The sequence below is a fragment of the Streptomyces cyaneochromogenes genome (assembly GCF_003963535.1).
Lineage (GTDB): Bacteria > Actinomycetota > Actinomycetes > Streptomycetales > Streptomycetaceae > Streptomyces > Streptomyces shaanxiensis.
The window spans coordinates 940,827-961,728 of the sequence record NZ_CP034539.1 but is presented as its reverse complement, the minus strand read 5'-3'; the positions used below and the strand labels follow the sequence as shown (position 1 = coordinate 961,728).

Genomic DNA, 20,902 nt, shown 5'->3' with positions numbered 1-20,902 from the left:
TACGACCTGCCGTCGAGGCCAGGGAGGCGTGGGATGCGCACGAGGGTCGGCATCATCGGCGGCGGCCCCGCCGGGCTGCTGCTCGCCCGCCTGCTGCACCGCGCGGGCGTCGACTGCGTCGTCCTGGAGAGCCGGACGCAGGAGTACGTGGAACACCGTCAGCGCGCCGGGATGCTGGAGCAGGGCACGGTCCACGCGCTGCAGGAGGCCGGCGCCGCCGAGCGGCTGCAGGCCGAGGGGCTGGTGCACCAGGGCATCGAGCTGCGCTTCGACCGGGAACGCCACCACATCGACTTCCCGGCCCTCACCGGCGGCCGCACCGTCACGATCTACGCCCAGACCGAGATCGTGAAGGACCTCGTCGACCTCCAACTCGCCGACGGGCCACCGCTGTTGTTCGAGGCCGAGGCGCTGGCCGTCGAGAAGGCGGAGAGCGACGCGCCCGTCGTCCGGTTCCTTCACGACGGCCGCGAGCAGACGCTGACCTGCGACTGGGTCGCCGGCTGCGACGGCTTCCACGGCATCTCCCGCGACGCCTTCCCGGCCGAGCTCGGCCGGTCGTACGCGCACGACTACCCGTACTCATGGCTGGGCGTCCTGGCCGAAGTGCCGCCGTCCTGCGACGAGTTGATCTACGCACGCGGTGAAGGCGGGTTCGCCCTGCACAGCATGCGCTCCCCGTCCGTGTCCCGGCTCTACCTCCAGGTCCCCAACGGCACCGACCCCGACGACTGGCCCGACGACCGCATCTGGGACGAACTCGCCGCCCGCTTCGCCATCGACGGGGACTGGGCCCTGCACCGCGGACCCATCACCTCCAAGTCCGTGACGACAATGCGCAGTTACGTCCACGAGCCGATGCGCCACGGCAGGCTCCTGCTCGCCGGGGACGCCGCCCATATCGTTCCGCCGACCGGCGCCAAGGGCCTGAACCTCGCGGTGTCGGACGTACGGGTCCTGGCCCGCGCCCTCACCGCGCTGTACCGCACAGGGGAGACACGACTTCTCGACAGATACTCGGAGTTGTGTCTGCAACGTGTGTGGCAGGCCACCCGATTCTCGGACGACATGACTAGGATGTTGCACGCTCAACCAAATGGGGATGCGTTCGACGACCGGATGCAGCTCGCGCGGCTGCGCCGCATCACCGCATCCCGTCACGCGGCCGCCGAACTGGCGGCGAACTACTCGGGACTTCCGCTCCCCGTGTGAGTCCCGCCGGTGATGGAACGGAGAGTCGCAATGCCGTTGCTCGACCCCAAGGCCTGGCAGCCCAGCTCCCTCTCGGGAGAGGAGTACGCCGTCACCGAGCCCGCCACCGGCGACACGCTCGGCTCCGTCACCCTGGCCGGCGCCGAGGACGTCGGCACGGCCGCTCAGGCCGCCCGTGCCGCCCAGGCGGAGTGGGCGCGTCTGCCGCACTTCGTGCGCGCCGGCGTGCTGCGCAAGGCCGGTGACCTGTTCGCCGCGCACACCGACGAGCTGCGCGACTGGATCGTCCGCGAGTCGGGCTCGATCCCCGGCAAGGCGGAGTTCGAGCTGCACGTCGCCGCCCAGGAGTGCTACGAGGCCGCGGCTCTCGCCTCCCGCCCGGCCGGGCAGATCCTGCCCAGCGAGGCGCCCCGGCTGTCGTACACGCGCCGGGTCCCCGTCGGGGTCGTCGGCGTGATCTCCCCCTTCAACGCCCCGCTGATCCTCTCCATCCGCTCGGTCGCCCCGGCCCTCGCGCTCGGCAACGCCGTCGTACTGAAGCCGGACCCGCGCACGGCGGTCTGCGGTGGGCTGTCGCTGGCCGCGGTCTTCGCCGAGGCCGGTCTCCCGGAAGGGCTGCTGCACGTCCTGCCGGGCGGTCCGGAGGTGGGCCAGGCGCTGGTGGCCGACCCGCGCGTGCCCGTGATCTCGTTCACCGGCTCCACCGCCGCGGGCCGGGCCGTCGGCGAGGCCGCCGGGCGGCATCTCAAGCGCGCGCACCTGGAGTTGGGCGGCAACTCCGCCCTGATCGTGCTGGAGGACGCCGACATCGACGCGGTGATCTCCACGGCCGCCTGGGGTTCCTTCTTCCACCAGGGCCAGATCTGCATGACGACCGGCCGCCACCTGGTCCACGAGTCTTTGTACGGGGAGTACGTCGAGCGCCTGGCCGCCAAGGCCGATGCCCTCGCCGTCGGCGACCCGCACCGCGCCCAGGTCCACCTCGGCCCGCTCATCGACGCCGGCCAACTGGGCAAGGTGCACGGGCTGGTGGAGGCCAGCACGTCCCGGGGCGCCAAGCTGGCGGCGGGCGGCACCCACGAGGAGCTGTTCTACCGGCCGACCGTGCTCGCCGACGTCGACGACCAGACCCCCGCGTACGCCGAGGAGGTCTTCGGCCCGGTCGCGCCCGTACGCCCCTTCACCACCGCCGACGAGGCCGCCGCTCTCGCCGCCGCGAGCTCCTACGGGCTCTCCCTCGGCATCGTCACCCGGGACGCCGCCCGCGGCCTCGACCTGGCCGAGCGCATCCCGACGGGCATCGTGCACATCAACGACCAGACCGTGAACGACGAGGCCGTCGCCCCCTTCGGCGGCATCGCCGCCTCCGGCACCGGCGCCCGGTTCGGCGGCGAGGCCAACCTGGAGGCGTTCACCGACGTGCGCTGGACGACGGTGCGCGGGGACGTGGCGGCGTACCCGTTCTAGGACGGTTCGCCTCGGACGGTCGGCCTCGGACGGCCATCCGAGGCGGCTCCCTACTGGCCGTTCGGCTCCGCCTGCTCCTGCTGGGCGGCCACCGCCTTGCGGACCTCGTCCATGTCGAGCTTGCGGGCCTGCCCGATGACGTCCGTGAGGGCGGCCTCGGGCAGGGCACCCGGCTGTGCGAACACGGCGACACGGTCACGGACGATCATGAGCGTCGGAATCGACTGAATGCCGAAGGCGGCGGCCAGCTCGGGCTGCGCCTCGGTGTCGACCTTGCCGAACACGAGGTCCGGGTTGTCCTCCGCGGCCTTCTCGTAGACCGGGGCGAACTGACGGCACGGCCCGCACCACGACGCCCAGAAGTCGATCAGGACGAATTCGTTGTCCGTGACCGTCTCGTCGAAGTTCTCCTTGGTGAGCTCCACGGTGCTGCTCATGGCGTTATCCCTCTTCCTGGTGTCGGGGCGAAGCCGTCGGCGACAACGTGGCCGTGCGGCTGTGTATTCCGTCGTATTTCCGCGCGCGTACCCGTGTGGCCACGCCGCACACCACCCGTAAGACTGACCCCATGACGGAAACGGATTCCATCGCGTACGACGTCGTGGTCCTCGGGGCCGGGCCGGTGGGGGAGAACGTGGCCGACCGCACCCGTGCGGCCGGTCTGACCACCGCGGTCGTGGAGAGCGAACTGGTCGGCGGCGAGTGCTCGTACTGGGCGTGCATGCCCAGCAAGGCGCTGCTGCGCCCGGTCATCGCCCAGGCCGACGCCCGCCGGCTGCCCGGCCTCAGCCAGTCCGTACGGGGCCCCCTCGACGCGGCCGCGGTCCTCGCCCGGCGTAACGAGTTCACCTCGAACTGGCAGGACGACGGCCAGGTCGGCTGGCTGACCGGCATCGGCGCCGACCTGTACCGCGGCCACGGCCGCCTCACCGGGCCCCGCACCCTGGAAGTGACCGGCCCGGACGGCGCCCGGCACATCCTGACCGCCCGGCACGCCGTCGCCGTGTGCACCGGCAGCCGGGCCGTCCTGCCCGACCTGCCCGCGCTCGCCGACGTCAAGCCGTGGACCAGCCGCGAGGCCACCGGCGCCCAGGCCGTGCCCGGCCGGCTGGTCGTGGTCGGCGGGGGAGTGGTCGCCACCGAGATGGCCACGGCCTACCAGGCCCTCGGTTCCCGGGTCACGCTCCTCGTCCGCGGCAAGGGCCTGCTGAACCGCATGGAGCCCTTCGCCGGCGAAATGGTCGCCGAAGCGCTCACCGAGGCCGGCACCGACGTCCGCACCGCGACCTCGGTCGAGTCGGTGACCAGGGAGAACGGCACGGTCGTGGTCGTCACCGACCACGGCGACCGCATCGAGGCCGACGAGATCCTCTTCGCGACCGGACGCGCCCCGCGCACCGACGACATAGGCCTGGACACGGTCGGCCTGGAGCCCGGCTCCTGGCTGGAGGTCGACGACAGCCTGCGCGTCACCGGCAACGACTGGCTGTACGCGGTGGGCGACGTCAACCACCGGGCCCTCCTCACCCACCAGGGCAAGTACCAGGCCCGCATCGCGGGCGCGGCCATCGCCGCCCGCGCCTCCGGCGTCCCCCTCCTCGAATCCGAGCCCTGGGGCGCCCACGCGGCCACCGCCGACCACGCCGCCGTCCCCCAGGTCGTCTTCACCGACCCCGAGGCCGCTGCCGTCGGCCTCTCCCTGGCGGAGGCGGAACAGGCCGGCCACCGTGTCCGCGCCGTCGACTACGACCTGGCCTCGGTGTCGGGCGCCTCCCTGTACGGCGACGGCTACCGCGGCCGCGCCCGCATGGTCGTCGACCTGGAGCGCGAGATCCTTCTCGGCGTCACGTTCGTCGGCCCCGGAGTGGGCGAGCTCATCCACTCGGCGACCATCGCGGTCGCCGGGCAGGTGCCGATCAGCCGGCTGTGGCACGCGGTCCCGTCGTATCCGACGATCAGCGAGGTGTGGCTGCGGCTGCTGGAGTCGTACCGGGACAACTGACGTACGCCCCCGGTCGACGTACGGCTTCCAGCCCACGTAGGGCTTCCGACTGACGTCCTCAGCCCGGCAGTCGGAAGCCGAGGGCCTTCGCCGCCTCGCCCGGGGCGGGCTGGGCCCAGTACTCGGCCACCGCCTGGTTCGAGGAGAGCGAGCGCAGCTCGGCCCGGTCCAGGTAGAGCATGCCGTCGAGGTGGTCCGTCTCGTGTTGCACGATACGGGCGGGCCACCCCGTGACCACCTCGTCGACGGCATGCCCCTGCTCGTCCTCGCAGGTCAACCGCACCTCAGCGGGCCGCGCCACCACCGCCTGATAGCCCGGGACGCTCAGACAGCCCTCGAAGAACGCGGCACGAGCGCTGCCCACGGGCTCGTACGACGGGTTCACCAGCACCCGGAACGGCTGCGGCACCCGCCCGCGTGCCAGCCGCACCTCCTCCGGCACGGGTGCCGGGTCCTCGATCACCGCGATCCGCAGTGGCACGCCGACCTGCGGTGCCGCAAGGCCGACGCCCGGCGCCGCGTGCATGGTGATCCGGAGGGCCTCGACGAAGCGGGCCAGCAGGGCGGGGTCCAGCTGGCCGTCGAAGCGCTCGGTGGGACGCCGCAGCACCGGCTCGCCGGCCGCCACGATGGCCAACGGGCCTTCGGTGGCGAGGAGTTGCTCGACCTGCTCGGCCAGGGGTGCGCGATCGCTCGGAGTTGCCATCGCGCCAGCATGCCACGGCACCCCTGGGGCCCACCGACTCTCATGTGATGCACGTCACTTGACGTGGCTGGAACTCGACGGACCCTCCGTCCGACTACTGGACCGCTACAGCAGAGAGAAGTACGTCCCCACTCCCCGTCCCACGCCCCGGAGATGCCGCCGATGTCCACCGCTCCCACGACCGTCACGGAGGATGCGTCGCAGCCCGACGCCCCGACGTCGCCGTCCCGCAGATGGGCCCCACTGCGCCCGCTGATCCTGCGTCTCCACTTCTACGCCGGAGTGCTCGTCGCTCCCTTCCTGCTGGTCGCCGCGGCCACCGGCTTCCTGTACGCAGGAGCGTTCCAGGCGGAGAAGTTCGCGTACGCCCACGAGATGACCGTCCCGGTCGGCGACGAGAAGCTGCCGATATCCCAGCAGGTCGCCGCCGCGCGCAAGGCCCACCCCGAGGGCACGGTCTCAGCGATACGGCCCTCCCCGCAGGACGACGAGTCCACCAGGGTCATGCTCTCCGGCGTCAAGGGCGTCGACGCCGAGCACACGCTCGCCGTGTTCGTCGACCCGTACACCGCCGAGGTGCGCGGCGCGCTCGAACAGTACGGCTCGACCGGCGCGCTGCCCCTGCGGACCTGGATCGACGAGTTCCACCGCGACCTGCACCTCGGTGAGAACGGCCGCCTCTACAGCGAGTTGGCGGCGAGCTGGCTGTGGGTGATCGCGGCCGGCGGCGTGGCGCTGTGGTTCACCCGCCGTCGCGCGCTGCGCAAGGTGCGGGGCACCAGCGGACGCCGCCGTACGCTCGGTCTGCACGGCACCGTCGGCGTCTGGGCCGCGATCGGGTTCTTCTTCCTCTCGGCGACCGGCCTGACCTGGTCGGCATACGCCGGGGCCAACATCGACGAGCTGCGCACCTCCCTCGGCCAGGCCACCCCGTCCGTCTCGGCCTCGGCGGGCGGCGACCACGGGGGCCACGGCGCCGCCGCCGGTACCGGTGGGAGCGGCGAGCACGGCGTCGGCCTCGACAAGGTCCTGGCCGCCGCGCGCGCCGAGGGCCTGGGCGATCCCGTGGAGATCGTGCCGCCCGCCGACGACTCGTCCGCGTACGTGGTGAAGCAGGTGCAGCGCAGCTGGCCGACGAAGCAGGACTCGGTCGCGATCGACCCGGCTTCCGGCGAGGTCACCGACGTGCTGCGGTTCGAGGACTTCCCGGTGCTCGCCAAGCTGACCCGCTGGGGCATCGACCTGCACACGGGCGTCCTGTTCGGCCTGGCCAACCAGATCTTCCTGATGCTGTTGACGCTCTCGCTGATCCTGCTGATCATCTGGGGCTACCGCATGTGGTGGCAGCGCGGCCGTGGCTCCGCCTTCGGGCGACCCATCCCGCGCGGGGCCTGGCAGCAGGTGCCTCCGCAGATCCTGGTGCCACTGGTGGCGGTGGTCGCCGTGGTCGGCTACTTCGTGCCGCTCCTCGGCATCTCGCTGGCCGCGTTCATCGTCGTGGACGTCGTACTGGGCGAGGTGGCCCGTCGGCGGGGGAAGCGGACGCCCGCCGACGTGAAGTAGGCGTGCGGCCGGTGAAGTGAAGCAGGCGTACGGCCGCTGAGGTGACGTAGGCGGACCGGAAGGACTTGGGGCCCGGTTCCGGGGGGACCGGGCCCCTCGCATGGCTCAGAGCTGTTCGAAGTCGCCCGCCAGTGCCGAGGCGAGGCGCATGTACGGCTCCGCCTCCGCTTGCCGTCCCTGCCGCTGCAGGGTGCGGCCCAGCATCAGCTGGGCGTACTGCTCGACGGGGTCGCGCTCGACGATGACACGCAACTCGCTCTCCGCGCGGCGCAGTTGGGCGGAGTGGTAGTAGGCGCGCGCCAGCAGCAGCCGCGGTCCGGTCTGCTCCGGCACCTCCTCGACCAGCTTGCCGAGGACGCGCGCGGCGGCGGCGTAGTCCTTGGCGCCGAAGAACACCTGTGCGCGCTCCCAGCGCTCGGCCGGTGTTCCGTGGTCGTAGTACGTCGTGTCCACTCGTGACCTCCTTCGGCGCCGTCAACCGAGCACGGTGGTTCGATATTCCACTACTTGGTCAGGGAGGCGAGTTCGGCGTCGGCCCGCTCGGTGATGAGGGTCAGCACGCGTCCGGCGGCGGCCAGATCCTCCGTCGACAGGCCGGCGTAGATCCGGGCGGTGATGGGGGCGGTCTCGGCGGAGGTCCTGTCGTACAGCTCCCGTCCCGCGTCCGTGATCCGCACCTGGGACGGCTCCTGAGGGGCCACCAGCTTTGCGGCGATCAGCTCGTCGACCACGGAGTGGACTTCCGCGGCGTCGATCTTCAGCGCGCCGACGACACCGTCGACCAGGTGGGCCCGCTCGACCGGTCCGTCCGCGACGGCAACGAGTCGGAGGGTGACGGACTGCTGGAACGTCGCGCCGTGGCGGGCCAGGACATGCTCGAGAAGCGAGCGCCCCGCGTAGTGGGCCAGAGCTATGACGCGCGGGTTGACCAGTGGGGTGGGAGTGGCCGGGGAAGTGGTGGTGGTCATGACTGCTCCTTGTCGGACTCACTGTCGATGGCGAGCGGGTCGAGAGGTGCGTCGAGCAGGATCGCGAGGTCGCGCGTGAACTCCTGGGTGCGCCCGCCGGCCAGGCCGCCGAGCGGCGCCAGCAGCTGCTCCAGCAGCCCCTGGACGACCTTGATCGCCTGCCGGGTCCGCTCACGGCCCTGCTCGGTCAGCGCCAGCTGCACCGCGCGCGGGTCGCGGGGATCCCGGGTGCGTTCGAGGAAGCCGGCCGCTTCCAGGGAGCGCGCCAGCTTGGACACATACAGCGGTTCGAGTCCGGTGTGGTCGGCGAGGCGCCGCTGGCTGGGGCGCTCCCCGCTGCGCTGCATGCCGTACAGCGAGGCCACCAGCGCGTACTGCGCGTGGGTGAGCCCCAGCGGGGTCACGGCCCGGTCGACAGCGACCCGCCACTTCGTCGACAGACGCCACACCAGAAACCCCGGAGAGGCCTTCTCGGAACCCTTGCTCATGGCCGATACAGTACATGGCTACTATATCCATGGCTACTATTTTCTGAACCGCTTCGAGACAGCGCCGGGTGACGGACTGACGCGGTGGCCCCGGCAGGGCTAGTTTGGGCGCCATGAGCAATCTTGATCGCGAGGCGGTGCCCGCCATCTGCGGCGGCCGGGGTTTCGTCGTGGCGGAGCCCGTACGCGAACTTCTCAGCCCTCGCCACGTCAAGCTCGGCGAGTCCACCGAAGTCCGTCGGCTGCTGCCCAACCTGGGCCGCCGCATGGTCGGCGCCTGGTGTTTCGTCGATCACTACGGCCCCGACGACATCGCCGACGAGCCCGGCATGCAGGTGCCGCCGCACCCGCACATGGGCCTGCAGACGGTGAGCTGGCTGCACGAGGGCGAGGTGCTGCACCGCGACTCGACCGGCAGCCTTCAGACCATCCGCCCGCGGGAGTTGGGCCTGATGACCTCGGGCCGGGCGATCAGTCACTCCGAGGAGAGCCCCAGGTCGCACGCCCGTTTCCTGCACGGCGCCCAACTCTGGGTGGCCCTCCCGGACGGCCACCGTCACACCGACCCGCACTTCGAACACCACGCCGAGCTGCCCGTCGTCACGGCGCCGGGTCTGCGGGCCACGCTGATCCTCGGCGCCCTCGACGGCGCGAGCTCACCCGGCACGACGTACAGCCCGATCGTCGGCGCCGACCTGACCCTGACCCGCGGCGCGGACGTACGCCTCCCCCTGGAACCGGACTTCGAGTACGCCGTCCTGTCCATGTCCGGCGAGGCCCACGTGGACGGCGTACCGGTGCGGCCCGGCTCGATGCTCTACCTCGGCTGCGGCCGCACCGAACTCCCGCTGCGCGCCGAGTCGGACGCCGGCCTGATGCTTCTCGGCGGTGAGCCGTTCGAGGAGGAGTTGATCATGTTCTGGAACTGGATCGGGCGGTCGCAGGAAGAGATCGTGCAGGCCCGTCATGACTGGATGGAGGGCTCCCGGTTCGGGGAGGTGAAGGGGTACGACGGGGCTCCGCTGCCTGCGCCGGAACTGCCGCCGGTGCCGTTGAAGCCGCGGGGAAGGGTGCGCTGACCTGCGGAACGTGTCAGCGTGGTGGCCGCAGGGCGGAAGGCGGTCGGGTAGTCCTCGCTGTCTTCCACCTGCTTGCCGGTAGGCGTTCGAACAGCCGGCTGGCTCAGGCCGGAGCGGTTGGCGATTGCACAGTGTCGCTCTGGGGGCGGCTGCGGCGGGACTCTTGCTGGCCTGATTCTGACTTTGCTGATGCCTCGTCAGGCTGGGATGCGAGCGTCGGCGACGTGATCCTCGACGTCATCGGGGGCGACTGCCTTCCGCGCAACATCCGCTCCCTGGCCCTCGACGGGCGCCTGGTCATCATCGGGCTGCAGAACGGCCTGGAAGGCGAACTCAACCTCGCCGAACTCCTCTTCAAGCGCGCGTCCGTACACGGCACTGCGCTCCCGCCAAGCCGGGCAAAAGGCAGCGATCGTGGCCGAAGTCCAGGAACATGTATGGCCATTGATCGAGAACGGGACGGTGCAGGTCGTCATCGACCGGACCCGGCCCATGGACCGGACCGCAGACGCCCATCGCACCATCGCGAACCGAAGGAATCCCAGAAATGAGCGACCACAGCTACCCGCGGGGATCGTTGAGCGGGTCGGCGCTTGGGGGTGGCCGGATCACCGCGGGGGTCATTCGGGTGGGCGACACCGTGCGCAGGCCCGCGAGTTCCTCCTCGGAGTTCGTCGCGGCCCTCCTGCGGATGCTGGAAGAGCGGGACTTCGACGGCGCGCCCCGCCATCTGGGGCAGAGCGACGGAATGGACGTGCTCACCTACATCGCCGGCGATGTCCCCGACCGGTTCCAGACCTGGTCCGACGAGCAGGTCGCGGCCGCCGGAGCCCTGCTCCGTTCGCTGCATGACGCGACCCGCGGGAGCGCGTTGGCCGGCCGCTGTCCGGTGGTGTGCCATCACGATGCGGGACCCAACAACGTCGTGTTCCGCAAGGGCACACCGGTCGCCTTCATCGACTTCGACACGGCGGCTCCCGGCAGTCCTCTGGAGGATTTCGGGTACATGGCGTGGACGTGGTGCGTCTCGTCGAAACAGAGGCTGCCCGTGGAGAGCCAAGCGGCGCAGGTCCGCCTGCTGGCCGACGCGTACGGTTTGGACAGCCTCCAGCGCAGCGTCGTGGTCGACTGCGTTCTCGAACGCCAGTCACGCAACGCGAGGTTCTGGGCGGAGCTGTTGGCGTCCGCGGAGCGGGTGCCTGCCACGCGCGAGGTGATCGGCGCCCGCATCGCCTGGAGTCAGCGGGAACATGCCTTCACGCAGGACCGGCGCGATGTTTTCGCCCGCGCGCTGGCGTGAGGGGCGGCGGGGCCAGGCGTCAGTGCCTCGTGAGGCGAGGGCAGTCCGGCCTCACACCAAGGGCTCGGGGCTCATGGCTCATGCCAACTCGTCGATGAGCTGCAGATGTTCGACGAGAATTGGCACCGCATGTGTTGCCGCCGACCCCGTCCCATAACCTCGTGCATGGAGACGCCAACGGAGACGTCAGATGCCGGAGGTATCCACTTCGAGGAGGCGATGGTGCTCGGAAGGGGCACGCGGTTGTTTGCGGGAGCCATGATCGCGGTCTGCATGGTGCTCATGGGGCCCAGTGCGCCCAGCGGCCTCTTCGCCGGGGCAGTGCCCGTCGAAGCCGTCCGGGACATCGCACCGAACCGGGTCATGACGTGGAACATCTGCAATCCGTGCGAGGTGAGCAACGTCGACCGGGCGGCGGAGATCGCCACGTACGCGCCCCAGGTCATCGGCCTGCAAGAAGCGTGCGTGCGTGACGTCGAGATGATCCGGGAGTATCTGGAGAGCCTGCACGGGCTGGTCTACCACGTCGAGTACGGGTCGGTTCTGCGGGATTGGGGCCGCTGCGGGGGAGTGCCGTGGAATCCGGGGGCCTTTGGCCAGGCGATCCTCTCGGCGGCACCGATGACAGACCGCGTCAGCGTGGAATACCCCGACGGAGGATCCGAAGACCGCGGGTACATGGCAGTCACCACCAAGGTGGGCGGCCAGACCGTCCGGGTCTTCAACACGCACCTCGCCCAGCGGCGTCAGGAGTCGGTCCGAGCACACCAGACCGGCGTACTCGCCACAGAGGTCGCCCGGCACGACCGCGCGATCGTTCTCGGTGACTTCAACGCCGTGCCGGACGCTCCCGAACTCGCCCCGATGTGGGCACTGGCCGCGGACACGGCCCCCGGGTGTCAGCCCCCGTCCGCAGGCACGTGCGAGACCACCACCGACTGGCAGAGCAAGTTCGACTACGTCTTCCTGCGCGGCCTCCTCCCGCTCGCGCACCGGGTGCATCCCACCGAGTCCTCGGACCACCACCTGCTGTACTCCGACGTGGACCTGACCTGAGCGGGCGTCGTGGCCGGCTCGGCACACTCGCCGCCGCAAACAAGCCAATCGCCCCGTGTGTCGAACCCGTGTTCCGGAAGGGGTGGACGACCGGTCCCGATGAACCGCTACGATCACGGCATGGTTACGGCTCGGACTGCCTGGCGCATGGTCAGGACCCCCTCGGACGTGGGTCCGTTGCCGCGCGTTCTGGCCTTGGCCGTGCTTCTGTTCGGCGTCCTCGTGACCCATGCCGTGCACGTCGAGAGCGTCAGTGGGCACCTCGTCACCAGCGCAGCAGCCCCCGCCGCGTTCTCGGATGATGACGTTCGCGGCGTGGCCGCCGAGTTCGGGCCGCTGTCCGCCGCGGCAGCGGACGATCACCAGGGTGGTCATGAGGCGTCACATCCTGGCGAGCAGTGCGCATCCGGGCAGCCGCAGCAGGGCTCTGGTGTGGTTCCGCCCTGCTTTGCCGCGTCGGTTCGCGAATCGACAGGCTCTGACGACGCCGCGGCCGTGCGAGTTTCCGCCGCCGACGGGCCGATGGACAGGGCCTCGTCCGGGGCCCTGAGAGCGGCCTCCGTGGTGCAGCAGGTGTAGGAGTCGGACTCCTCCAACCGGCCTGCCGGTCGTCACCGGTTCGGCTGGTGTCGCACGACGAGTGTCGCGTCCCGGGTTCATGATGGGGCGTCACATCCGTCGATGCCGTCCTGCCCCCACCCATGCCCGCGCCTCACTCCGCCCCCGTCGGAGATGTGGCAGTAGCGCGGAGGACCCGTGCCGACACATTCCCGCATGCTCACGCACGCCCCTTGGGCCCCATGCGGCTCGCCTCGGCGGCGCCGACTCGTCTCGGCGCTCCGCGGTGCCCTTCTGATGGCGCTCATGCTGTGCGCCTTTGCTCACGGCGTGTCCGAGGACGCGCACGAGCCGGCGTCCGCCCCTGTCGTCTCCTCGGCGACGGCCGCGGGTGGGGAGCCGCACGGGCACCACGGCCCTCACCCGCACCGGGCCGAGGACTGTGCGGCCGACGTGATCGTCCGTACCGGGGTCCAGTCGGTGGAGGACCTCCCCCTCGGCGCACTGGCCGTGGCGGTACTCGTCGTCGGGTCCGTGACGGCGGCGATGCCCTTGGCACGGCACGCATTCCGCAGACCCCGCAGCGCACGCACCGGCCGCGCGGCGCTCGTCCGCACCTGTCGGTGGCGGATCTAGACCACCCGCTCGCAGCCGACCGCCTTCGTCGGCTGCCGCGCACCCATGGCCCGAACGCGGACCGCAGGTCCGCCCTGTCCGGGCTGGGGCGCGAGACGAATCCGCACCCGTGCATTCATCGAGCGAGAGTGAACACACAGACATGCAGTCATTGACCAAGGCCGCGCTCAACTCGGGCCATTCCGCCCTGTCCGGGCTGGTGGGAAACACCCCGTTGCTGCGGGTGTCGGAGCCGCTGGCCCCTGCCGGGCGCGGCTTCTGGGCGAAGCTCGAGGGGTTCAACCCCGGCGGTATCAAGGACCGTCCGGGGCTGCACATGGTGGAGCGGGCCCGGGCCCGTGGCGACCTGCGGCCCGGTGGACGGATCATCGAATCGACCAGCGGGACCCTGGGTCTGGGGCTGGCGCTGGCCGGGATGGTGTACGGCCACCCCGTCACCCTGGTCACCGATCCGGGACTGGAGCTGTCCATGACCCGGTTGCTCACGGCGTACGGTGCCCAGGTCAACGTCGCCTCCGAGCCGCATCCGACGGGAGGCTGGCAGCAGGCCCGCCGTGAGCGTGTGCAGCGGCTGTTGGAGCAGCACCCCGGCTCCTGGTGCCCGGACCAGTACAACAACCCCGACAACGTCGCCGCCTACACGCCGCTGGCCCTCGAACTCGCCGCCGAAATGGGCCACATCGACGTGCTCGTGTGCAGCGTCGGCACCGGCGGCCATTCGGCCGGCGTCTCCCGGGTCCTGCGGCAGCTCTACCCCGAGCTGACCGTTGTCGGCGTGGACACGACCGGTTCGACGATCTTCGGCCAGCCCGCCCGGCCCCGCCTGATGCGCGGACTCGGCTCCAGCATCTACCCCCGCAACGTCGCCTACGAGCAGTTCTCCGAGGTGCACTGGGTCGCCCCGCGCGAGGCCGTGTGGACGTGCCGCCAACTGGCCGCCTCCCACTACGCCACCGGCGGATGGAGTGTCGGCGCGGTCGCGCTGGTGGCCGGCTGGCTGGCCCGGACGATGCCCGCGGACGCACGGATCGTCGCGGTCTTCCCCGACGGCCCGCAGCGATACCTGGGGACGGTCTACGACGACGACTACTGCGCCGCCCACGGCCTGCTGGACTCCCCGCCGGCGCCGGAACCCGAGCTGATCGGCCGTCTGGACGAGAAGGAGGTCACCTGCTGGAGCCGGTGCACCACGGTGATCGATCCCCTCACGCTGCGGGGCACGGAACAGGACGGCGCCGAGGACGACGCTGCGGGCGCCGAGTCGGGCACGGCCGAGGAGGTCCGGTGAAGGGGCTGCTCACCCAGGTCCGGTCGTACGAACGCAGTGTCCAGCTGTTGATGGTGAACCAGTTCACGATCAACCTCGGCTTCTACATGCTGATGCCCTACCTGGCCGCCCATCTCTCCGGCACGCTCGGGCTGGCCGGCTGGATCGTGGGACTCGTCCTCGGCGTACGGAACTTCAGCCAGCAGGGCATGTTCCTGGTCGGCGGGACGCTCGCCGACCGGATCGGCTACAAGCCGATGATCGTCGCCGGGTGTGTGCTGCGCACCCTCGGCTTCGCGACGCTCGGGCTCGTCGACTCGCTTCCCGCACTGCTCGCCGCCTCCGCCGCCACCGGGCTCGCCGGCGCACTGTTCAACCCGGCCGTACGGGCGTACCTCGCGGCCGACGCGGGGGAGCGCAGGGTCGAGGCGTTCGCGCTGTTCAACGTGTTCTACCAGGCCGGCATTCTGCTGGGCCCGCTGGTGGGCATGGTGCTGACCGGGGTGGACTTCCGGGTCACCTGCCTGGTGGCGGCCGGGATCTTCGCGTTGCTGAGCGTCGTACAGATCCGTGCGCTGCCCGCCCGGCGGGCAGAGGAGGCCGGGCGGCAGCGGACCGACAGCGCAGAGAGTGTGCTCGCCCAGTGGCGGGGCATCCTGGCCAACCGGCCGTTCCTGCTGTTCTCCGTCGCCATGGTCGGCTCGTACGTGCTGTCCTTCCAGGTGTATCTGGCGCTGCCACTGGAGGTCCGTCGGCTCGGTGGTGACGGGGAGTTCGGCACGGCGGCGGTGGCGGTGCTCTTCGGCGTCTCCGGGCTGAGCACGATCCTGGCTCAGACCCGGGTGACGGCGTGGTGCAAGGCACGGTACGAGCCCGGGCAGGCGCTGGTGCGGGGGTTGGCCGTGATGGGCCTTGCCTTCGTTCCGCTGCTGATGGCCACGGCCGTGCCCGTACCGGCGGCGGGGATGGGGTTGTGGCTGCTCGCGGCGGTGCCACCGACGCTCGCCGCGCTGCTGCTGGCCATCGGCACGATGATCGCCTACCCGTTCGAGATGGACACCATCGTCCGGCTCTCCGGTGAGCGCCTGGTCGCCACCCACTACGGGCTGTACAACACGATCTGCGGCGTCGGCATCACCGTCGGGAACCTGGGCACGGGCGCCGCGCTCGACGCGGCCCGCGGGGCAGGCATGTCCGCGCTGCCGTGGATCGCGCTCTGCGCGCTCGGACTGGTATGCGCGGCTGCCCTCTACGGTCTGCACCGCACGGAGCGACTGGCGCCGCCACCCGCCGCCGAGCCGCTTCCCGCCACCCTCTGACCTGCAGACCTGCAGACCTGCAGACCTGCAGGTGCGGGGCACCACATGGTGCCCCGCCCCTGTGGGGTCCGGTCGGCTAGCCCGGGCGGCGCCTGGAGGGCGGGTCCTGCGGGTCCACGCCCGTCGTCGCTTCGGCGTCCTTGGTGCCGCTGGGGCGCTGGGAGCGGCCTCTGCGCCCCGTGTCCCGGCGGCCCTTCTCGTCGCCGCCGGCGTACTCCTCGCCGCGTGCGCTGGTGCTGCGCACCGTGTCGCCCGGTACGGACTTCGTCTCCTCCTTGGACTTCGTCCGCCCCGGTCCCTTTCCGCCGCCGTGCTCGGCGGTGTGGAAGGAGCGGTGGGCGCTCGGGTTGTCCTGCTGGCGCGTCTCGTCCACGTCGGGAGACCAGCCGTGCTGTCCGGTGCCCTTGTGACGGCTCGGGCCCTGGCCGTGTGGCGGTTCTGAGGCGTGTGGCTTCTTCGTCATGGGAGGACCTGCCTGTTCGGCTGAGGCGATGCCGGTGCGTCGCCCCTTGAGGAATTGTTCGGATGTGATCGCCCGACAAGCGTGCGCGGGAAGCACTACGCGATCAGGGCCACCGCCATGGCGATCAGCCCGATCGCCACCAACGCCACGACCACCATGATCAGGGCGAGCGGCATCGGCCCCCATCCCTTGCGCAGCTCGGGCGGCTCCGGATGCGAGATGCCGTGGGTGCCCCCTTCGGCGGGCGGTGTCTCACCGGGGGACACGCCGCCGCCCGGTTCGATTCCCGGGGTTCGCCTCGGGTCGGGATCAGGAATGGTCATGACGTACGCTCCCTTCCGATCTCGCTGTGACCACGTCGTCGCTGCATGCGTCGGTGTACGACGGTGGCTCTCGAGTACCCTCGCGCCGACTGTGCGAACCGATGATCCCGACCGGTCAGGAAGCGCTCACCGGTCCTCGCGGGATCCCGCCCGTCCTCAGCCCTCCACGCCCGTCGCGCTGTGCGCCGCTCCCACCGGCTTCGACTCCGGGGAGCCCCGTTGCCGCAGGTAGATCGACAGCACGGCCATCGAGGCGACGGCGAGCAGTTCGGACTGCCAGTTCTGCAGGGTGCGGTTCCAGAAATCCGCGGCGCCGAGGTAGTCGGCCCAGCTCAGCGGGGCCTGCAGCTGCCGTAGCTGCTCCTCGTTGTAGGCGGCCACGCCGGTGATCGACTGGACCAGCCAGGACAGCAGGAAGATCGTCCCCATGACCAGCAGCAGCGAGTGCGAGTACACCGCCCGTCGCCAGCCGCCGGCCCTGGCCCACTTGGGCGAGCCCTCCTTGGCGTACTCGCCGACCAGCTGTTCCTCGTCGGACTCGGTGCCGCCCTTGTGCAGCTCCTTGGACTCCGGGGAGCCGCGTTGCACCAGCCAGACGGTCACGCCGACGTACAGGAAGAACTGCAGGTACTCCGACTGCCAGTTCTCGGACACGTCGACGGCGAAGTCGGAGGTGGTGAGGTATTCGCCGAACTCGACCTGCTGGAGCTGGTCGGCGGCCATCTGGTTGTTGAAGTCCGCGTGACCGGCGATCGCCTGTCCGACCAGTGCGAGCAGGAACGTCGCGAGGAAGAACAGGCCGAGCCCGTTGTCCCGCAGGAAGCCCGGCAGGCCCCGGTGCTTCGGCGGGGTGGTCCGGGACGAGTGCTCGGTCATCGGTGCATCAGCCCCAGGGCCGCCAGACAGGCGAGACCGACCACGATGATTCCGAGGACGACGGCGAACATGACCCTCACACCTCACCCGCCCTTGATCCGGCACTGGTACGGCTCCCGCGGGCGCTGCTCGCAGCCGGCGGCCACGACCTTCCAGCCCGAGGTGAAGTGGGAGAGGAACAGGGTGTCGGAGGAGAGCACCGCCCTCGCCTGGTTGCCGTACACGTCCGTCCGCCGCACGGCCCCGCCCGGTTCCGGCGACTCCGCACGCAGCGCCCGCGCACACGGGCCGCCCGCCGACTGCTCCAGCTCCTCCACGGTCCCCGGCGCGAGGGCGGCGCACATCCGGTCGTACGCGCCCTCACTCAGCGCCGCCTCGAACGCGGCCGCGGCGTCCCGTACGTCGTCCTCCCGCTCCGCCACCGTGCCACACCCTCCGAGGCCGCCGATGGTCAGCACGGCACACACCGCCACACCGCACGCTCGCCCGGCCATCGGCCCACCTCCCCCCGCAGTACACCGCAACGAGCCCCGAGCGCGAGCAACCGCGCCCCGGCATTCGCTCACCCGGCCGACCGGCGGGGCGTACGTCCGGCTGTGCTCGCTCGGGGAAGGTCTCGGGCGCGATGTCAACGCGAGGCTCGCGTGGAAAGCTGGGTATGAGGCTTGCTCGGGCGGGACGAGCAGCGGAGGGCGAAGTGGACTGGGGTCGGTTCGCAGAGCAGATGGCGTCGATGGCGCGGGATCTCCTGGCACAGGACTCGGTGGACGCCACACTGGAGCGGATCACCGCATCGGCCACCGAGTTGGTCGAGGGCTGTGACGCGGCGGGCATTCTCGTGCTGCACGGCAAACGGGTGGAGACGCTCGCCCCCACCCACTCTCTGGTCGTCGACAGCGACCGGCTGCAGGAACAGCTGCGTGAAGGGCCCTGCTTCGACGCGGCGCTCAACTCGCAGGGCGAGCGGGTCTTTCGCATCTCGGATCTCACCGACGGGCAGCGGCAATGGTCCGCCCCTCGGCGCGCTGAACCTCTACTCCCGCAAGTCGGGAGCGTTCACCCAGGTCAGCGAGTTGGCGGGGTGGCTTCTGGCCTCGCACACAGCGGTCGCCTTCTCCAGCGCCCGCTACCACGCCCAGATGGAACGGGCCGTCGCCACCCGCCACGTCATCGGCGAGGCCATGGGCATCCTCATGGGGAGCCATCACCTCACCGAGAAGCAGGCGTTCGACGTGCTGCGCCGATACTCGCAGGAGAAGAACGTCAAGCTCCGAGAGGTCGCCCGCGTGGTCTGCGAGCAGGGCAGCCTCTCGTGACGGGCGGGCGGCTCCTCCGGCACGTTGGCTGAACCAGAGAAGCCTGGGCCGGGCCAGTCCCCAGGGGAACGCTGCTGGAACCCGCCCTGGCCACCGAGTCCCCTGCTCGGACGCCGCACACACATCAGTAGCCCGGTCCACTCATCGTCCGTCGGACTGTCAGGAGTTCACCGCGACGGGCGCGTCCGCGACGTGTCCGCCGTGGGCCGCCTGCACCGCGAGAACACCACTTCCGCGAGGCAGAGCGGCGGTGGTGAGGGCGTCGGCTGCCATCGGTGCCTTCCTCGGCCTGGTGTCGCCAACGGCGTGAACACGGCCTGGCCCGGGTTGCCCGGTACGCCCGACTTCGGAGCGATCACCGATGGTGCGCTCGCTCAGTCCTCGCCGCGGACGATGTTCCGCTCGGTGCTCGTCGTGCTCGCCTGGGCAGAGGGCGGGGTATTGCCGTCCTCGACGGCGGACACGCATGTGCGTATGGCCTGGCCGCGCAGGTGACGGGCCTTCGTCCAGCCGGTTTCGGCTACCTTCAAGGCTTTCCTCGGGGCAGTGGGCGCGGTCACGGCGCTTCATCTTCTCTCTGCTCTGGAGCACGCAGCCCTGCGGACTGACGGACCCGCCGTGAGACGGAGTCGGCTCGCGATGATGGGCGACCGGGTTCCCGGGGCGCGGGGGGTGAAACGCCATGCCGGTCGGAGGCCGTGCAGCTCAGAGGTCGCGCTTCTTGAGCGGCCGTACGGCGGGACCCTGCAGGATGCGGCCGTCCGGGGCGAACCGGGAGCCGTGGCACGGGCATTCCCACGCCTGTTCCGCGTGGTTGAAGGCGACGATGCAGCCGAGATGGGTGCAGCGGGCCGAGACCGCCTGGAGCCGGCCCTTCTCGTCGCGGTGAACGGCCCACTGAGCTCCGCCGCGGCGCACCACGGCGCCGTAACCCGGGGGGATGTTCTCGGGCTCGGGCCCGGTCAGCGGCAGTATCCGGTCGCCGACGAAGTGCCGGGCCACCTGGCCCTGGTGCTTCAGGAACGTCCCGCCCTCACGCACCACGGAGGCCAGCCGGCGAGGATCGTAGAGGCCGCTCCACTCGACCTCGCGCCTGCTGACGAGGTCGCAGAGCAGACGGCCCGCCATGATGCCGCCGCTGAGACCCCAGCCGCCGAATCCCGTCGCCACATACGTGTGGCGGCTGCCCGGGTGGAGCGGCCCGACCAGCGGGACGGAGTCGGTGGAGTCGTTGTCCTGGGTGGCCCATCGGTGAGTGAAGGTGACCTTGGGGAAACGGGTGTCGGCCCAGGCGGTCAGCCGGGCGAACCGCTCCTCGACGTCGGCGGTGCCGGGGGTGAAGTGCTCCCCGGTGACGATCAGCAGGCGTTCGCCGTCGCCGAGGGGCGCCGTGCGCACGGAGCGCGTGGCCTGCTCCGGGGTGATGTACATGTCACGCGGGGCCCGCTCCTCGTCGATGGTCCCGGCGACGACCAGCTCCCGCCGCGGGGACAACCGGGTGAAGAGCAGGGCACGGTCGAAGACGGGATAGTGCGTGGCGATCACGACTTCGCCGGCGCGCACGGACACACCCGCGTCGGTGGACAGCACGCAGGGTTCGCCCTCGGTGAGTCCGACGACCCGCGTGTCCTCGTACACGGAGCCGCCGCGCCGACGCAGGTCGTCCGCGAGGGCCAGCAGATACTTCCGCGGATGGAACTGGGCCTGCCCGGTCACCCGGACCGCCCCGGCGACGGGGAAGGGCAACTCCGTCTCCGTGACGAACTCGGCCGGCAGTCCCGCCTCACGGGCCGCCTCCGCCTCCGCTCGCAGCTCCCCGACGCGCCGCGGGTTCTCGGCGTACGTGAAGGCCGCGGCCTCTTCCCACTCGCAGTCGATGTCCAACTCCTGAACGACGTCGGCGGCGTGCCGGATCGCGGCGGACTGCGAGCGCGCGTACAGCCGTGCGCCCTCCGGGCCGCGGGTGCGGCGCAGGCGGTCGTAGACGAGGGTGTGCAGCGCGGTGAGCTTGGCCGTCGTGTGCCCGGTGACGCCGGCGGCGAGGCGCCCCGCTTCCAGGACAGCCACCTCGCGTCCCTGCCGTACCAGTTCCCAGGCCGTACTGAGTCCCGCGATGCCGCCGCCGACCACGGCGACGTCGACGGCCAGGTCACCGGCCGGTGGGGGAGCCGCGGCGCCGGGCGGCGCGGATTCGAGCCAGTAGGAGCCTTGGAACTCTCGCTCAGCGTTCATGGCCCCCGAGTGCCCGTCATGGTGAGGTGACACGCGGCCCGCACCAGGTCGGCCGGAGCGCCGGCCCGCGG

22 protein-coding genes and 2 pseudogenes are annotated in these 20,902 nt (G+C 71.0%); 13 read left to right on the top strand and 11 right to left on the bottom strand.

Annotation, left to right across the window (positions count from 1 at the left end):
• Window positions 1–33: 33 nt before the first annotated feature.
• Complete coding sequence (locus tag EJ357_RS04010) at window positions 34–1,212, top strand: 4-hydroxybenzoate 3-monooxygenase (protein ID WP_126388661.1); 1,179 nt, start codon at window positions 34–36, stop codon at window positions 1,210–1,212.
• A gap of 30 nt (window positions 1,213–1,242) precedes the next feature.
• Window positions 1,243–2,679, top strand: a complete 1,437-nt coding sequence (locus EJ357_RS04005; RefSeq protein WP_126388659.1) for an aldehyde dehydrogenase family protein — start codon at window positions 1,243–1,245, stop codon at window positions 2,677–2,679.
• Between the two features lie 50 nt (window positions 2,680–2,729).
• Here EJ357_RS04005 and trxA read toward each other — a convergent pair whose 3' ends face one another.
• The gene (gene trxA, locus EJ357_RS04000) at window positions 2,730–3,116 is read right to left on the bottom strand and encodes a thioredoxin (protein ID WP_126388657.1); all 387 of its coding nucleotides are present in this window, start codon (window positions 3,114–3,116) and stop codon (window positions 2,730–2,732) included.
• Window positions 3,117–3,247: 131 nt separating this feature from the next.
• On the opposite strand from trxA, the gene EJ357_RS03995 reads away from it, so the two are divergent.
• A complete protein-coding gene (locus EJ357_RS03995; RefSeq protein ID WP_126388655.1) occupies window positions 3,248–4,681 on the top strand; it encodes a dihydrolipoyl dehydrogenase family protein in 1,434 nt (477 codons plus the stop codon).
• Window positions 4,682–4,739: 58 nt separating this feature from the next.
• On the opposite strand, the gene EJ357_RS03990 is transcribed toward EJ357_RS03995, so the two are convergent.
• Window positions 4,740–5,387 carry a peptide deformylase gene (locus EJ357_RS03990; protein WP_126388653.1) on the bottom strand — a complete coding sequence of 216 codons (648 nt, stop codon included), beginning with the start codon at window positions 5,385–5,387 and terminating at the stop codon, window positions 4,740–4,742.
• A gap of 162 nt (window positions 5,388–5,549) precedes the next feature.
• On the opposite strand from EJ357_RS03990, the gene EJ357_RS03985 reads away from it, so the two are divergent.
• Window positions 5,550–6,950, top strand: a complete 1,401-nt coding sequence (locus tag EJ357_RS03985; RefSeq protein WP_126388651.1) for a PepSY-associated TM helix domain-containing protein — start codon at window positions 5,550–5,552, stop codon at window positions 6,948–6,950.
• 105 nt (window positions 6,951–7,055) lie between these two features.
• Here EJ357_RS03985 and EJ357_RS03980 read toward each other — a convergent pair whose 3' ends face one another.
• From EJ357_RS03980 to EJ357_RS03970, 3 genes are read right to left on the bottom strand one after another with little or no spacing between them, the layout of a single operon-like run.
• Window positions 7,056–7,403 (bottom strand): tetratricopeptide repeat protein, encoded by a 348-nt coding sequence (locus tag EJ357_RS03980; protein WP_126388649.1) that lies wholly within the window; start codon window positions 7,401–7,403, stop codon window positions 7,056–7,058.
• Between the two features lie 50 nt (window positions 7,404–7,453).
• Window positions 7,454–7,918, bottom strand: a complete 465-nt coding sequence (locus tag EJ357_RS03975; protein ID WP_126388647.1) for a winged helix DNA-binding protein — start codon at window positions 7,916–7,918, stop codon at window positions 7,454–7,456.
• Complete coding sequence (locus EJ357_RS03970) at window positions 7,915–8,406, bottom strand: MarR family winged helix-turn-helix transcriptional regulator (protein WP_126388645.1); 492 nt, start codon at window positions 8,404–8,406, stop codon at window positions 7,915–7,917. Before EJ357_RS03970 ends, EJ357_RS03975 begins: the two co-directional genes overlap by 4 nt.
• A 113-nt stretch (window positions 8,407–8,519) precedes the next feature.
• On the opposite strand from EJ357_RS03970, the gene EJ357_RS03965 reads away from it, so the two are divergent.
• The 8 genes and pseudogenes from EJ357_RS03965 (at window position 8,520) to EJ357_RS03930 (ending at window position 15,621) form a co-directional block, all read left to right on the top strand.
• The gene (locus tag EJ357_RS03965) at window positions 8,520–9,485 is read left to right on the top strand and encodes a pirin family protein (RefSeq protein WP_126388643.1); all 966 of its coding nucleotides are present in this window, start codon (window positions 8,520–8,522) and stop codon (window positions 9,483–9,485) included.
• A 378-nt stretch (window positions 9,486–9,863) separates the two neighbouring features.
• Window positions 9,864–9,962, top strand: a pseudogene (locus tag EJ357_RS50145) (NAD(P)H-quinone oxidoreductase); the annotation flags it as partial.
• 70 nt (window positions 9,963–10,032) lie between these two features.
• A complete protein-coding gene (locus EJ357_RS03955; protein ID WP_126388641.1) occupies window positions 10,033–10,785 on the top strand; it encodes an aminoglycoside phosphotransferase family protein in 753 nt (250 codons plus the stop codon).
• 219 nt (window positions 10,786–11,004) lie between these two features.
• Entirely contained in the window at window positions 11,005–11,841 is an 837-nt protein-coding gene (locus tag EJ357_RS03950; protein WP_126399181.1) for an endonuclease/exonuclease/phosphatase family protein, read from the top strand.
• A 99-nt stretch (window positions 11,842–11,940) separates the two neighbouring features.
• Complete coding sequence (locus EJ357_RS03945) at window positions 11,941–12,420, top strand: hypothetical protein (protein WP_228472960.1); 480 nt, start codon at window positions 11,941–11,943, stop codon at window positions 12,418–12,420.
• Window positions 12,421–12,729: 309 nt separating this feature from the next.
• Complete coding sequence (locus tag EJ357_RS03940) at window positions 12,730–13,035, top strand: hypothetical protein (protein ID WP_228472959.1); 306 nt, start codon at window positions 12,730–12,732, stop codon at window positions 13,033–13,035.
• Window positions 13,036–13,177: 142 nt separating this feature from the next.
• Window positions 13,178–14,323, top strand: coding sequence for a PLP-dependent cysteine synthase family protein (locus EJ357_RS03935; protein ID WP_126388637.1), 1,146 nt, complete (start codon window positions 13,178–13,180; stop codon window positions 14,321–14,323).
• Window positions 14,320–15,621: an MFS transporter gene (locus EJ357_RS03930; RefSeq protein WP_126388635.1), complete on the top strand. Its 1,302-nt coding sequence runs from the start codon at window positions 14,320–14,322 to the stop codon at window positions 15,619–15,621. Before EJ357_RS03935 ends, EJ357_RS03930 begins: the two co-directional genes overlap by 4 nt.
• 76 nt (window positions 15,622–15,697) lie before the next feature.
• Here EJ357_RS03930 and EJ357_RS03925 read toward each other — a convergent pair whose 3' ends face one another.
• The 4 genes from EJ357_RS03925 to EJ357_RS03910 all read right to left on the bottom strand — a co-directional run bounded on the left by EJ357_RS03925 (window position 15,698) and on the right by EJ357_RS03910 (window position 17,777).
• Complete coding sequence (locus EJ357_RS03925; RefSeq protein WP_126388633.1) at window positions 15,698–16,084, bottom strand: hypothetical protein; 387 nt, start codon at window positions 16,082–16,084, stop codon at window positions 15,698–15,700.
• A 95-nt stretch (window positions 16,085–16,179) separates the two neighbouring features.
• On the bottom strand, window positions 16,180–16,407 hold the full coding sequence (locus tag EJ357_RS03920; RefSeq protein WP_126388631.1) for a DUF6480 family protein: 228 nt from the start codon (window positions 16,405–16,407) through the stop codon (window positions 16,180–16,182).
• A gap of 156 nt (window positions 16,408–16,563) precedes the next feature.
• Window positions 16,564–17,283: a DUF6766 family protein gene (locus EJ357_RS03915; RefSeq protein WP_126388629.1), complete on the bottom strand. Its 720-nt coding sequence runs from the start codon at window positions 17,281–17,283 to the stop codon at window positions 16,564–16,566.
• Between the two features lie 83 nt (window positions 17,284–17,366).
• Window positions 17,367–17,777 carry a hypothetical protein gene (locus tag EJ357_RS03910; RefSeq protein WP_126388627.1) on the bottom strand — a complete coding sequence of 137 codons (411 nt, stop codon included), beginning with the start codon at window positions 17,775–17,777 and terminating at the stop codon, window positions 17,367–17,369.
• 164 nt (window positions 17,778–17,941) lie between these two features.
• Here EJ357_RS03910 and EJ357_RS03905 point away from each other — a divergent pair.
• Window positions 17,942–18,599: pseudogene (locus EJ357_RS03905) on the top strand (GAF and ANTAR domain-containing protein).
• A 374-nt stretch (window positions 18,600–18,973) separates the two neighbouring features.
• Here EJ357_RS03905 and EJ357_RS03900 read toward each other — a convergent pair.
• Together EJ357_RS03900 and EJ357_RS03895 are read right to left on the bottom strand one after the other, a co-directional pair.
• Complete coding sequence (locus EJ357_RS03900) at window positions 18,974–19,129, bottom strand: hypothetical protein (protein ID WP_228472957.1); 156 nt, start codon at window positions 19,127–19,129, stop codon at window positions 18,974–18,976.
• A gap of 175 nt (window positions 19,130–19,304) precedes the next feature.
• A complete protein-coding gene (locus EJ357_RS03895) occupies window positions 19,305–20,831 on the bottom strand; it encodes an FAD-dependent oxidoreductase (RefSeq protein ID WP_126388624.1) in 1,527 nt (508 codons plus the stop codon).
• Window positions 20,832–20,902 lie beyond the last annotated feature (71 nt).

Bases quoted from the DNA above. Each gene is read 5' to 3' on its own strand.
- EJ357_RS04010 (WP_126388661.1), top strand. From the start codon at position 34: ATGCGCACGAGGGTCGGCATCATCGGCGGCGGCCCCGCCGGGCTGCTG.
- EJ357_RS04005 (WP_126388659.1), top strand. From the start codon at position 1,243: ATGCCGTTGCTCGACCCCAAGGCCTGGCAGCCCAGCTCCCTCTCGGGA.
- trxA (WP_126388657.1), bottom strand. From the start codon at position 3,116: ATGAGCAGCACCGTGGAGCTCACCAAGGAGAACTTCGACGAGACGGTC.
- EJ357_RS03995 (WP_126388655.1), top strand. From the start codon at position 3,248: ATGACGGAAACGGATTCCATCGCGTACGACGTCGTGGTCCTCGGGGCC.
- EJ357_RS03990 (WP_126388653.1), bottom strand. From the start codon at position 5,387: ATGGCAACTCCGAGCGATCGCGCACCCCTGGCCGAGCAGGTCGAGCAA.
- EJ357_RS03985 (WP_126388651.1), top strand. From the start codon at position 5,550: ATGTCCACCGCTCCCACGACCGTCACGGAGGATGCGTCGCAGCCCGAC.
- EJ357_RS03975 (WP_126388647.1), bottom strand. From the start codon at position 7,918: ATGACCACCACCACTTCCCCGGCCACTCCCACCCCACTGGTCAACCCG.
- EJ357_RS03970 (WP_126388645.1), bottom strand. From the start codon at position 8,406: ATGAGCAAGGGTTCCGAGAAGGCCTCTCCGGGGTTTCTGGTGTGGCGT.
- EJ357_RS03965 (WP_126388643.1), top strand. From the start codon at position 8,520: ATGAGCAATCTTGATCGCGAGGCGGTGCCCGCCATCTGCGGCGGCCGG.
- EJ357_RS03955 (WP_126388641.1), top strand. From the start codon at position 10,033: ATGAGCGACCACAGCTACCCGCGGGGATCGTTGAGCGGGTCGGCGCTT.
- EJ357_RS03950 (WP_126399181.1), top strand. From the start codon at position 11,005: ATGGTGCTCGGAAGGGGCACGCGGTTGTTTGCGGGAGCCATGATCGCG.
- EJ357_RS03945 (WP_228472960.1), top strand. From the start codon at position 11,941: ATGAACCGCTACGATCACGGCATGGTTACGGCTCGGACTGCCTGGCGC.
- EJ357_RS03935 (WP_126388637.1), top strand. From the start codon at position 13,178: ATGCAGTCATTGACCAAGGCCGCGCTCAACTCGGGCCATTCCGCCCTG.
- EJ357_RS03925 (WP_126388633.1), bottom strand. From the start codon at position 16,084: ATGACGAAGAAGCCACACGCCTCAGAACCGCCACACGGCCAGGGCCCG.
- EJ357_RS03920 (WP_126388631.1), bottom strand. From the start codon at position 16,407: ATGACCATTCCTGATCCCGACCCGAGGCGAACCCCGGGAATCGAACCG.
- EJ357_RS03915 (WP_126388629.1), bottom strand. From the start codon at position 17,283: ATGACCGAGCACTCGTCCCGGACCACCCCGCCGAAGCACCGGGGCCTG.
- EJ357_RS03910 (WP_126388627.1), bottom strand. From the start codon at position 17,777: ATGGCCGGGCGAGCGTGCGGTGTGGCGGTGTGTGCCGTGCTGACCATC.
- EJ357_RS03895 (WP_126388624.1), bottom strand. From the start codon at position 20,831: ATGAACGCTGAGCGAGAGTTCCAAGGCTCCTACTGGCTCGAATCCGCG.